This window comes from Lysinibacillus xylanilyticus, from assembly GCF_001183605.1.
Classification (GTDB): domain Bacteria; phylum Bacillota; class Bacilli; order Bacillales_A; family Planococcaceae; genus Lysinibacillus; species Lysinibacillus xylanilyticus.
Window position 1 is genome coordinate 1,474,162 of the sequence record NZ_LFXJ01000005.1, and the last position, 11,626, is coordinate 1,485,787.

The window sequence follows — 11,626 nt, forward strand, 5'->3', positions numbered from 1 at the left end:
AATACGCTCCTTTGTCTACATCGAAGTAGAAATTAATTTCATTGCCTCAAATGGATTTTTACAGCTTTTGCAATATAAAATACTGCGGCACGCTGTTGGACCAAAAATATTTTCAAGTGTTACATACGTAGAGCCACAGTACGGGCAATCTACATGCCAAGAGCCATCTTCTTTTAAGAAACGAGGTGGCGGTGCAATACCGAATTGCTTTAGTCCTTCTCGTCCCCTCTCTGTTACACGATCCGAAGTCCAGGTAGGATTATTTATAAACACGACACTTACTTCACGAACGTCTTCTAGTTGTTCGACTGCTTTTTTTATATTTTGTTGAATGATTGTCAGTGCAGGACATCCTGAAAATGTTGGTAGCACTTCAATACGGATATGTCCATCATTCACTTGCACACGTTCAACCATGCCTAGGTCAATAATACTCACCGTATCAATTTCTGGATCCTTCACTGTATCGAGCACCTCATAGATGTGAGCTTCGTGCAGATCAGTAGTTGTCATCGTTACCCTCCTTACCAGCTTGCCGCCAAATCAGAACGATACACCTCTGACATCGTTTCGATTGCCGATGTTAAATCGTCTGTATGTTGCCTGTTGCGACCATTGATCATCGGTGCAGGTAGTTCAGGTATTGTGATTTCTACCGCTTCAAAAGTTGGTGTTACAATAGCCAACCAACGTTCTTTTATGGCCGCTTCTGATTCAATCAATTCACACGCTGTTATGTGCGTAGCTGTTTTGCCAAATGACAATAAATCACCGGCATCCTTTATCACTTCTTGTAATGCTGCCACCATACGTGAACGTGATTCTTCTGTTGCTGAACATAATTGCGTAAACCACGTTGTCCAGTGCATTTTATGATAATAAAGTTCCGTACTAATTTTCACAGCAACTTCTCTGATCGGTGCATAGCTGCTCGCTTTGAGTGCATCAATCTTCGCTTTTTTCGCCGTTGTATAGATAAAATTACGTGCTACTGCGTATCCCCAATCATAATTCGGTGCTTCTTTGTAGTAACCTTCTCCATTCGGGCGTTCTACAAGTAGGCTGTTACAACGTTCCTCTTTTGGTCGAAGCTGCGCTAACGAATCTGCAATGCCTTCGCCAAGCTCTTCTAAAAGTGTGTAGTATAATTTTGCGTGCCCCATTGTATCTTGTGTAATGGATGAGAATGCTACATCTTCCTCAATATGCGGTGCCAGCCCAAGCCACTCAGAGCCACGATAAGAAAATAAGTAATCATCATCCGCTAATTGATAAAGTAATGTAATGACTGCCTTTTTATATTCAGGCGTTACTTCGTTATTCATCTTTCTTCCCTCCCCCACTCCAGGATAGAATCTCTTTTTCATCTAGCATGACTTGTTCATAGTGACGCCATTTTTTCTTTAAATAGCCGTATCCTTTTGTTGTACGGTAATCTTTATTGTCTAGTCGTTGTAACGCTTGTTTATTGTCTTGGGTTAGGCCGTGTAAATGTTTGCGATTGACTACCCAAATGTCTACCACAGGCTCACGACGCATAAAGTTTTCCTGCGCCATAACTAGCGCCATTTCTCCATTCGGTGCTAAAAGACTAAATTGATGCTGAAAATGTGATGTTGATGTTCGTTTACTAAATATTTCGAATTCTTGATAGAAAGATTGTTTTTCCACGATGATACCCCCTCTCTAAGCGTTAATTTACTAGAGCCGTTAATGCTTCCCTTACCCAAGCGTTATTTTCGTATGATGAACGACGAAGTGCTAAGCGTTCTTGAGAACACGGACCTTCATTGCGTTGGATTTTTTTGAAATATTCCCAGTTTGGTTCTTGGTAAATCCATTTATTTTGCGCTTCATCAAAGTGCAAAGTTGGATCTGGCACAGTTAAGCCTATCGATTGTATACGAGGAACGTATTTTGTTAAGAAGCTTTGACGTAATTCTTCATTCGTCAAAACACGAATTTTATATTTAATCGTTAAATCTTGTTTGCTAGAACCCGTTGTAGCTTTTGATGCTGGGCCAAAGAAAAATAATAGTGATTCCCACCAGCGATTTAACGCATCTTGTACAAGTGCACGCTGTTCCGGTGTACCTTCTGCCATTGCCATAATAATGGCTTCACCGTGTTGTGCATGGAATACTTCTTCTGCACAAATACGTTGTAAAGCACGTGCATAAGGACCATACGAAGAACCTAACATGTTTGTTTGTGAGATAATGGCAGAACCATCTACAAGCCAGCCGATTAAACCTGCATCCCCCCATGATTTTGTCTCCATATGGAATACATTATGAAACTTAAGACGCCCTTCGAATAAATCAATCATAATATCGCCGCGATTTTTACCGTATGGTTTTAGTAAATCTTCTGCTACGCGTAATAATAATTGACCATGCCCCATCTCATCTTGAACCTTCGCCATAATCCCAAGCTTCCGATATAATGTCGGTGCTTTCGGAACCCATTCTTTCTCAGGAAGAGCTCCCATAATTTCACTAATCCCATGCATCGAAATTAATTTGATTAGTGCCAAGCGATATTCCTCAGGCATCCAATCATCTACTTCAATCTTTTCACCTGCAGCAATCCGCGCCTCAAATTGCTCTTGTAATTCTTGTTCCGATACTTGTGTAACGACACTCATTGTAATAGCCTCCTTATATAACTTTTTTTCGATAATCGTTACTATTATGTTATGTTGGAGGGCAAAAAAAATCACACTTCCAACAAGACCTTATTGTCGTTTGCTATTTTAATTGATTCTGTTGGACAACCTTCCATCGCATCCTCTAAATCATCATATAAATCTATCGGTACTTCTTTGCAACCTTGGTTATTGTCTAAAATAACAAACGCTAATCCTTCGTCATTATAATCAAAAATATCCGGAGCCGATGCGCCACATGCGCCACAAGCAATACATGTATCTTGATCTACTCTAGTGAATTTCGCCATACTCTCATTCCTTTCACAACCTACACCATTAAGTAAGTTGTTTCTTTTTTTCTTCCATTAGACTCGTACTATGCAACGGCTGCACTTTAGATGTCGGATCAATATATACTTTTGCGTTACTAATTGCAGTAGGTGCCTCTCCAAACCCACTAACAATTAACTTTACTTTCCCATCATATGTGCAAATATCACCTGCCGCATAAATACCAGGAATGTTAGTTTCCATACGCGAATTAACGACGATGGCATTTTTATTAATTTCCAAGCCCCAGTCTTTAATTGCCCCTAGCGATGAAACAAAACCAAAATTCACGATAATATCATCTACACCATTGATTGGTTGAATCGTTTCGTCTTTTGCATGCTTTAATTTGACATGTGTAATGCGCTCTTCCCCTATGAGTTCTTCGGGTACATAAGGTGTAATAATCTCAACAGTTGATCGCATTAAATTTTCTACACTATGTTCATGTGCACGAAACTTATCACGTCTATGGACAATAGAAACTTTTTTAGCAATTGGTTCAAGCATCATCGCCCAATCGACTGCCGAATCGCCACCACCAAACACCATCACGTTTCGATCTTTAAACGCATTGAGATCATTAATGAAGTAATGTAAATTACGCTGTGCATACTTTTCTTCCCCATTTAATTCAAGCGTACGGACTTTAAAGGCACCGTTTCCAGCAGTGATAAGTATTGTGCGGGAATAATGAGTACTCTTCGTGCTAACAATTTTGAAAATACCGTTTTCATCTTTTTCGATTGTTTGTACAGATTCATTCGTACAGACATCCACCGGGAATGTATTCATTTGTTCTTTTAAATTAAAGATAAGCTCTTGTGCGCGGATTTTAGGAAACCCCGCAATATCATAAATATATTTTTCCGGATAAAGAGCTGCTAACTGGCCGCCCAATTGAGGAAGGCTTTCGAGAATTTTAACGCTCATGCCTCGCAGACCACCATAGAAGGCGGCAAACATACCAACTGGCCCTCCACCTATAATGGTTACATCTTTTATTTGTTCAGTATTAATCATTGAAGAACCTCCTTCTGTTCCATTCTTCTATCAATGACACGAATTGCTTTTCCTTCAGAGCGTGGAATAGAACCAATATTTTCAATGACTAGGCTAACGGAAACTAAGCAGGCATTTTTTAAATCGTGCTTGATTTCCTTTGTTAATAATTGTATAAGCGGATGACTTAGGTCACCTCCTACTTTTTCATATAATTGTGCCGTTAACTCAACATGTAGTTCGATCGCATCCATATTTCCTTTTTTCAATAAATGAATCTGATAGTGCGGTGCCAAACCTTCTATTTGCAATAGCTCACGCTCGATTTCAGATGGAAAAACATTGACTCCACGAATAATTAACATATCATCTGTACGTCCCTTAACGCGTGCCATCCGCATTGTTGTACGTCCACATTTACATTTTTCACGTGTAATCGAAGTAATATCACCAGTACGATAACGAATAATTGGTAGCGCTTCCTTCGTTAAACTAGTAATAACCAATTCTCCATCTTCTCCATCAGCTACAGGCTCTAATGTATCTGGATCGATCACTTCTACTAAGAAATGATCTTCAGCTATATGTAAACCATCTTGTGCCTCATAGCATTCGATCGATACACCAGGACCCAGCACTTCACTTAACCCATAAATATCCATCGCACGAATTTTTAATTTATCCTCTATAGCACGGCGCATTTCCTCTGACCAAGGCTCTGCACCAAAAATTCCATATTCAATCCCGTTCGTAGCTGGATCAATTCCCATTTCCTCCATCTTTTCAGCGATGGTTAGAATATATGAAGGTGTACCTGCGATGCCTCGTGGTTTAAAATCTTCAATTAATGTAATTTGACGCTCTGTATTTCCACCTGAGACCGGTACAACTGCCGCGCCTAAAGTTTCTGCTCCGTAGTGTAAACCCATTCCACCAGTAAAAAGACCATAGCCGTAAGCATTATGAAAGATATCTGATTTGCGTCCCCCTGCGGTAACAATAGCGCGAGCTAAAAGTCCCGACCACATCTCGATATCATTTTTTGTATAACCAACAATCGTTGGTTTTCCACTAGTACCCGAAGAACCATGAATGCGGACTACATCATCCATCGGTACTGCAAAAAGTTTAAATGGATATTGCTCACGTAAATTCACTTTTTTAGTAAATGGCAATTTACATATATCTTCTAAGCTTTGAACATCAGCTGGTTTAACTCCAAGCTGATCAAACAGTTCCTTATAGAAAGGTGTATTGTTATAAACTTTTTCTACTGTTGCTTTTAATCGCTCCAGCTGAATCATTGCCATTTCTCCCCTTGAAGCTGTTTCTATTTCTAGATGATACATTTCCTAGCCCCCTTTATGCTATTACAACCTCTCCAATGTAACAATTAAATTACGAGAGTTATAGTTTCGTAATTAAGATTAAGATAAACTTATTTGTCCGAATTGTCAATATATTTTATTTTTTCTGATTAAAGTTGGTTATTTTGTCTTCTTTGAATGTTTTATCTTAAATACTTTATATTCACAAACACAAATAGCAATTTGTTTATCCCCCTTCAAATCCGCTATTAATAAGCAATAATTAAAAAATATACAAAAACAAATCGTAAATGCAATATAACTCCCTAAAACTACGCTAATACATTTACTTTACCAATAATAGGTGTTAAATTGTTTTTATATTTCACTTTAATTTCATTCGTTATTAATTTGTATGAATGATTTTTGTGTATTTTACATATACACAAAAGGTAGAAATATTTTTTAATTAACAAAGGGGGACTCACTTTGACATTAACTGAGGCACAACAACACGAGAAATATTATGATGATATTTTTAAAACTTTATCAAAGGAACCATACGCAAATTATTTAGGCATGGAATTAGTAGAACTAAAAGCAGGGTTCGCAAAAGTGACACTTTCTCCAACACCTCATATGCTCAATACACATGGGACTGTACACGGAGGTATTATTTTTTCTTTAGCCGACTACGCCTTTGCGGCCGCTAGTAATTCTTACGGCAAAACAGCTGTCGGTGTAACGAACACAATACATTACATGAACGCAGGTTTGGCAGATCACCAACTAACAGCTATCGCAGAAGAAGTAAAAAAAACACGCCGTTTAGCTTGGTATCGGATTCATGTTTGGAGCAACGATGAATTATGCGCTACGATGGAAGCTATGGTTTATCGGAAAAATGAAAATTTCATCGAATAAGAGAATGATGTGAGTAGCCTGCGTTAAATAGGTTACTCACATCTTTTTTGACATCGTAAAATCCCTCACTTGTTACAACAAGGAGGAATTTCGATGAAACTATTTTATACCTGCATAATATCTTTCGACGTCGTTTGTGTTTTACCGAAGTATGCTTCTTGGATTTTCGGGTCATTCAACAGTTCTTGTGCAGTACCTGTAATGGCCATTTTCCCATGAGCTAAAACACAGGCACGATCAGCCACCTTCAATGCAGCTTTCACATTCTGCTCTACTAAAATGATTGTGACACCACGCTCATCACATAATCTACGTAAAATAATCATAATGTCTTTGACGATTAAAGGAGCGAGTCCTAATGACGGCTCATCAAGCATCAAAACTTTTGGGTTGGCCATTAAACCTCGTCCAATCGCTACCATTTGCTGTTCCCCACCTGACAGTAATCCACCCGGGCGATTAAGCATTTGCTTTAAACGAGGAAATAATTCCACAATTTCCTCGTAGTCTCGATGCACAGTTTTTTTATCTCGACCATAGCGGTGATAAGAACCGAGCATCAGATTATCCTTGACAGATAATGAAGAAAAAATCTGTCTTCGTTCTGGCACTAAACATATCCCATTAGCAACTGTCTTTTGCACACCATCTTTCGTAATATCTAACCCTTTGTATTCAATTGTTCCTTCGCTCGGTGAATACACACCTGCTAATGTACCAAGGAGCGTACTTTTCCCTGCACCATTTGATCCTACAATCGATAATAACTCCCCTTCTACTAGTTCGAATTCAATACCTTCAAGAACATGTAAATGCCCGTGATAAGTATGTAAATTTTCGACTTTAAGCATAGACCACACCTTCTTCCGCTTCATCATCGCCCAAGTATGCTGCCACAACCTTTGGATTTTTGTAAATCTCTTCTGGTGTACCTTCTCCAATTTTAACCCCATTATCTACAACAACTAAACGATCTGAAATAGACATAACGGTTTCCATATCATGCTCGACGAATAAAAAAGTCATTCCCTTTGCGCGCATTTTTAAAATGACCTCGACTAATTGCCTTGATTCCTCAGCGTTTAGGCCCGCCATTGGTTCATCTAATAAAATGAGTTGAGGATTTGAAATCGCTGCACGTGCAATTTCAAGCAGTCGTTGGCTGCCATAAGGTAATTTATCCGCCATTTCATAAGCAAACTCAGCAATACCTACATCTTTTAAACATTGCAATGCTTTCTCCATCGTATAGACTTCTTCTTTCACGACAGTTGGTAAGCGTAATCCAGCCGTTAAAATATTTGTTTTCATCGTAATATGCGCACCAGTCATTACATTCTCGATAACGGTCATATTATCAAAAACTTCTAAGTTCTGAAATGTTCTTGTTACACCCGCTTGTGCAATTTGATAAGGCTTTTTTCTTGTTAACCGCTTACCTTGGAAATAGACATTCCCCGAAGAACTTGGCAATACTCCTGTTATCATATTGAAAAGTGTTGTTTTCCCCGCACCGTTAGGACCTATAACTGCGAATATTTCACCTTTATTAATAGTGAAGGACACATTGTCTACAGCAATGACTCCTCCGAATACTTTCGTTAAGTTTTCTACACTTAAGATTAGCTCTTTGTTAGTCATTTACTTCACCCCCTGTAGCTTGTGTATCGATTGTGAACGCTATCGGTGCAGGACGTTCTTTTTTCTGAAACTTTCCAGCAATCTTCATAAATTGAGGAACTAAGCCATTAGGCATATAAATCAACGTTAAAACTAGCAATAAACCGAAGAAAACGATTTCGAATTCCCCTCCAATATTAGGGAAGAATACTGGTACAAAATGTTTTAACAACTCACCAAGTAGAACGTAAGTAGCTGAGCCGACAATGGCACCCCAAATATTATTTACCCCCCCGATAATCACCATTATTAATAAATAAATAGAGGTATTGGCTGTAAATAAAGTTGGATTAATAAATGATACATAGTGTGCTAATAGTGAACCAGAAATAGATGTGAAAATAGCACTTATCACAAATATTTGTAATTTATATTTCATTAAATTTACACCAACTGCATCTGCCGCAATCTCACTCCCCTCAATCGAACGTAAGCCACGTCCAATTCTTGAGTGAATAATATTCCTTGAGAAAATGAGTGCTATAAAAACAAATAGCCAAATAAGATAAAAGAAACTTTGATCTGTCACGAACTCAAAGCCAAATAACTGAATCGCCGGTATACCGAAGAAGCCATTCGAGCCACCAGTAATTGATGTTAATTCTTTAAATGCTGTATACACAATAATTCCAAATCCTAGTGTTGCTAACGCCAAATAATAGCCTTTTAACTTAAATGTGGGTATGCCGATTAATAATGCAACAAGCGCAGAAATGAATGCACCAACCAATATCGCTAACCAGGGAGACAACCCTAATGTAGCAGTCATATAAGCAGACGTGTAGGCACCAATTCCATAAAAAGCCGCATGTCCTAGTGAAATTTGTCCAGCATAGCCTGTTAGCATTGTTAAACCTATACATACTAATGCATAAAACCCAATCATCGTTAAAATAGCAAGTGTATAATTCGATCCAACTAACGGGATACAAAATAGTAGAGCGAAAAAAATACTTGGCCCAACTAAGCTGTTATTATAGATTAGCTTCAAGCTTTTTTTATTCATCGTTGCAACCTCCCTATACACGTTTACCAGAAGCTTTTGCAAAAAGACCTTCTGGTTTTACAAATAAAATTAATAGTAATAAAGAGAAACTCACTACATCTTTTAAACCAGATGACCATAGACCCTCTGTAAATGCTTCAATAATTCCAATAAGAAAGGCACCAGCAATGGCAGCTGGGGCGTTTGTTAAACCTCCAACAACTGCTGCTACAAACGCTTTTATACCAAGCATCATCCCCATATCATAGGATGCACCAGAAATTGGCGCGATAACTGTACCCGCTAAAGCCCCCACACCAGCACTTACAACAACAGCAAGTAATGACATTTTATTTGGATTGATTCCCATTAAACGTGCAGCAAATGGATTTACAACACAAGCTGTTAAGGATTTCCCTGTAAATGTATAATTAAAGAAGTACATCATGGCGATTAATATAACGATCGCAAGGCCGATCGCCCACAAATTTTGTGGAAGTAACACAGCTTCTAAAAATTTAATAGGTGTATTATCCGTAAACGGCGGTAATGATTGGGCTTGTGTTCCCCAAATTAAAATCGCAATACCCCGAAATGCAATCGATACACCAATTGTAATGATTATGAGTGTTGTCATGGATGATTTACGGGCTGTATGGATTGCTGTTCGTTCAAAGACAGCACCAATTACCGCCACTATTACGATACTTAAAATAATGGCTAACCATAATGGTAGATTAGCTTTCACCAATGAAATACTAATTAAAGCACCAAACATAGCAAATTCGCCTTGCGCAAAATTAAGGATGCCTGTCACGTTATAGATTATGACAAATCCAACTGCAATCAATGCATAAATAGCTCCTATTGTTAAACCAGAAAATAACAATTGCAACATTTGAGAAAATGTTTCCATAATGTCTTTCACTCCATTCATTTCGGGGTTACTAAGCTCATAAATGAATGAACAGTGATAGAGAGACACCACTGTTCATTGAATGTGTATTATTTTGCAGGTATGTAGAATAACCATTTTTATCTCTTAGGTTCATCACCATACCGTGATGTTGATTTCCGTTCCGGCTGGGCGCTTTGCCGCTGACGCGCAGATAAAAAATTTGTTGCTGACGCTTCGCTTTCGCGCAGAGCAGAGCTTCCTGGGGCGTCCGATGAGCCGCTAATCCCCAAGGAGTCGCCCTTCCTCCACTCCAATCAACTACATGCAACTTGGTTCCTAAGGCAAACGTCGAGCTGTTTCTTCCACTTCAATCAAATAAAAAGTGCAAACCATACATAAGCAAAATATCAACAAAAGAATTCTTTTTATCGATTAATATTAATGCTATATTTCTCCAATAAACAAACCCGTTATTTTTATTTGCCTTCTAAAGTCCACTTACCGTCAGCAATACGTACCATAGCAAAACTATCCGGCTTCAACCCCATATGATTATCCGCAGTAATGTTAAATGTCCCTGTCAAGCCTACATATTCACCAAGTTCTTGCTCAATGTAATCTCGAAGTGCAGCGCTATCATTACCTTTTGCTTCAATTGCTTTCGTAGCAATCGAGAAAGCATCTGCTGCATAGGCACCGAATGTACTAGCTGGTTTATTGTATTTCGCTGTGAAAGCTTCGTTATACGCTATTAATAATTCTTTTTGTGAATTTGAAGCTTCTAATTTGTCCGCAATTAATAATTTACCCGTTGGTAATATCACATCGTTTGCTGCATCACCTGCTACTTCGATAAATTGGTTCGTGGCAACACCATGACTTGCAAGAACTGGTATATCTAGCGCTAATTCACGAATATTTTTAATGACAACCGCTGACTCTTGAACAGTTCCCCATACAATTATTGCATCTGGATTCGCTTTTTTTACACGAGTTAACAGCGGCTTCGCATCTGTGACTGTCGCTTCAAATTCATCTTCAATGACTGATTCCACACCGTAATTTTCCATGTGTTTAACAAACTCTTCATGACCACCCGTCCCAAATGAATTCGCAACATTTAACCAGGCAACTTTCGTTAAGTTATTATCTTTTAAATATTGTAAAATCCTTTCCACAGCTTGTTGATCATCTTGCGGCATTTTGAATACCCATTTGCGTGCTTGTCCATTTTCATTCATGTAAATTTGTTTACTAGCAGCAACAGAAATGTAAGGCACTTGATTTTGCTCTGCCAAAGGTAACATCGCTAATGAGTTTCCACTTGTTGTCCCTCCGATAACGATTGATACCTTGTCTTGTGTTAATGCTTTTTTCATTGAAAGAATGGCTTCATTTTGGTCAGATTTATCATCGTATGTTACTAAATCAATTTTTCGACCGTTAATGCCTCCACCCGCATTTTTTTGATCAACTAACATTTTCAGCGTTTGCATTTCTGGTTCCCCTAGAGCTGCTGCCCCACCAGATGCAGAGAAGATTCCAGCTATTTTGATTGAATCTCCTGATGATTCAGTACCAGATGCATCACCTTCCCCCGAATCCGATGATGAACTACAAGCCACCAACAATAGTGCTCCCATCAATAGGAAAAGAGACAATAAAGTCTTTTTCATAAACACTACACCCCTTAATAATTTTTATATCTATAAAACCGCATCCCCTTTTAAAATGACGGTATGTATAGCCCCTCCAAAATTACCTTTAATGTAATATTTTTCGAAAATAATAAACAAATAAGATAATAATAGATTTTTAGAGATCAAAAACTACATTAAGCAGAATTTTCT

Annotated in this window: 13 protein-coding genes; 1 reads left to right on the plus strand and 12 read right to left on the minus strand. The window is 38.4% G+C overall.

The window, feature by feature from the left end:
- Positions 1–15: 15 nt before the first annotated feature.
- The 7 genes from paaD to ACZ11_RS10025 form a co-directional block, all read right to left on the minus strand.
- A complete protein-coding gene (gene paaD, locus ACZ11_RS09995) occupies positions 16–513 on the minus strand; it encodes a 1,2-phenylacetyl-CoA epoxidase subunit PaaD (RefSeq protein ID WP_049665719.1) in 498 nt (165 codons plus the stop codon).
- 11 nt (positions 514–524) lie between these two features.
- Complete coding sequence (paaC, locus tag ACZ11_RS10000) at positions 525–1,325, minus strand: 1,2-phenylacetyl-CoA epoxidase subunit PaaC (RefSeq protein WP_049665721.1); 801 nt, start codon at positions 1,323–1,325, stop codon at positions 525–527.
- Positions 1,318–1,671, minus strand: a complete 354-nt coding sequence (paaB, locus tag ACZ11_RS10005; RefSeq protein ID WP_049665722.1) for a 1,2-phenylacetyl-CoA epoxidase subunit PaaB — start codon at positions 1,669–1,671, stop codon at positions 1,318–1,320. The genes paaC and paaB overlap by 8 nt, the downstream gene beginning before the upstream one ends.
- A gap of 22 nt (positions 1,672–1,693) precedes the next feature.
- On the minus strand, positions 1,694–2,647 hold the full coding sequence (paaA, locus tag ACZ11_RS10010; RefSeq protein WP_049665724.1) for a 1,2-phenylacetyl-CoA epoxidase subunit PaaA: 954 nt from the start codon (positions 2,645–2,647) through the stop codon (positions 1,694–1,696).
- A 71-nt stretch (positions 2,648–2,718) separates the two neighbouring features.
- A complete protein-coding gene (locus tag ACZ11_RS10015) occupies positions 2,719–2,958 on the minus strand; it encodes a ferredoxin (RefSeq protein WP_049665726.1) in 240 nt (79 codons plus the stop codon).
- Positions 2,959–2,986: 28 nt separating this feature from the next.
- Positions 2,987–4,003 carry an NAD(P)/FAD-dependent oxidoreductase gene (locus tag ACZ11_RS10020; RefSeq protein WP_049665727.1) on the minus strand — a complete coding sequence of 339 codons (1,017 nt, stop codon included), beginning with the start codon at positions 4,001–4,003 and terminating at the stop codon, positions 2,987–2,989.
- Positions 4,000–5,331, minus strand: a complete 1,332-nt coding sequence (locus ACZ11_RS10025; protein WP_049665729.1) for a phenylacetate--CoA ligase family protein — start codon at positions 5,329–5,331, stop codon at positions 4,000–4,002. The genes ACZ11_RS10020 and ACZ11_RS10025 overlap by 4 nt, the downstream gene beginning before the upstream one ends.
- 447 nt (positions 5,332–5,778) lie before the next feature.
- Between ACZ11_RS10025 and ACZ11_RS10030 the strand changes: the two genes are divergently transcribed.
- Entirely contained in the window at positions 5,779–6,213 is a 435-nt protein-coding gene (locus ACZ11_RS10030) for a PaaI family thioesterase (RefSeq protein ID WP_049665730.1), read from the plus strand.
- 104 nt (positions 6,214–6,317) lie between these two features.
- On the opposite strand, the gene ACZ11_RS10035 is transcribed toward ACZ11_RS10030, so the two are convergent.
- The 5 genes from ACZ11_RS10035 to ACZ11_RS10060 all read right to left on the minus strand — a co-directional run bounded on the left by ACZ11_RS10035 (position 6,318) and on the right by ACZ11_RS10060 (position 11,452).
- Positions 6,318–7,064 carry an ABC transporter ATP-binding protein gene (locus ACZ11_RS10035; protein WP_049665731.1) on the minus strand — a complete coding sequence of 249 codons (747 nt, stop codon included), beginning with the start codon at positions 7,062–7,064 and terminating at the stop codon, positions 6,318–6,320.
- The gene (locus ACZ11_RS10040; protein WP_049665733.1) at positions 7,057–7,854 is read right to left on the minus strand and encodes an ABC transporter ATP-binding protein; all 798 of its coding nucleotides are present in this window, start codon (positions 7,852–7,854) and stop codon (positions 7,057–7,059) included. Before ACZ11_RS10040 ends, ACZ11_RS10035 begins: the two co-directional genes overlap by 8 nt.
- Positions 7,847–8,899 (minus strand): branched-chain amino acid ABC transporter permease, encoded by a 1,053-nt coding sequence (locus tag ACZ11_RS10045; protein ID WP_049665734.1) that lies wholly within the window; start codon positions 8,897–8,899, stop codon positions 7,847–7,849. The genes ACZ11_RS10040 and ACZ11_RS10045 overlap by 8 nt, the downstream gene beginning before the upstream one ends.
- Positions 8,900–8,912: 13 nt before the next feature.
- Positions 8,913–9,794, minus strand: a complete 882-nt coding sequence (locus tag ACZ11_RS10050; RefSeq protein ID WP_049665735.1) for a branched-chain amino acid ABC transporter permease — start codon at positions 9,792–9,794, stop codon at positions 8,913–8,915.
- 458 nt (positions 9,795–10,252) lie between these two features.
- Entirely contained in the window at positions 10,253–11,452 is a 1,200-nt protein-coding gene (locus ACZ11_RS10060) for an ABC transporter substrate-binding protein (RefSeq protein ID WP_049665738.1), read from the minus strand.
- Between the last annotated feature and the right edge of the window lie 174 nt (positions 11,453–11,626).

Excerpts from the sequence above, each read along its gene's own strand:
- paaD (WP_049665719.1), bottom strand. The coding sequence starts at position 513 with ATGACAACTACTGATCTGCACGAAGCTCACATCTATGAGGTGCTCGAT.
- paaC (WP_049665721.1), bottom strand. The coding sequence starts at position 1,325 with ATGAATAACGAAGTAACGCCTGAATATAAAAAGGCAGTCATTACATTA.
- paaA (WP_049665724.1), bottom strand. The coding sequence starts at position 2,647 with ATGAGTGTCGTTACACAAGTATCGGAACAAGAATTACAAGAGCAATTT.
- ACZ11_RS10015 (WP_049665726.1), bottom strand. The coding sequence starts at position 2,958 with ATGGCGAAATTCACTAGAGTAGATCAAGATACATGTATTGCTTGTGGC.
- ACZ11_RS10020 (WP_049665727.1), bottom strand. The coding sequence starts at position 4,003 with ATGATTAATACTGAACAAATAAAAGATGTAACCATTATAGGTGGAGGG.
- ACZ11_RS10025 (WP_049665729.1), bottom strand. The coding sequence starts at position 5,331 with ATGTATCATCTAGAAATAGAAACAGCTTCAAGGGGAGAAATGGCAATG.
- ACZ11_RS10035 (WP_049665731.1), bottom strand. The coding sequence starts at position 7,064 with ATGCTTAAAGTCGAAAATTTACATACTTATCACGGGCATTTACATGTT.
- ACZ11_RS10040 (WP_049665733.1), bottom strand. The coding sequence starts at position 7,854 with ATGACTAACAAAGAGCTAATCTTAAGTGTAGAAAACTTAACGAAAGTA.
- ACZ11_RS10045 (WP_049665734.1), bottom strand. The coding sequence starts at position 8,899 with ATGAATAAAAAAAGCTTGAAGCTAATCTATAATAACAGCTTAGTTGGG.
- ACZ11_RS10050 (WP_049665735.1), bottom strand. The coding sequence starts at position 9,794 with ATGGAAACATTTTCTCAAATGTTGCAATTGTTATTTTCTGGTTTAACA.
- ACZ11_RS10060 (WP_049665738.1), bottom strand. The coding sequence starts at position 11,452 with ATGAAAAAGACTTTATTGTCTCTTTTCCTATTGATGGGAGCACTATTG.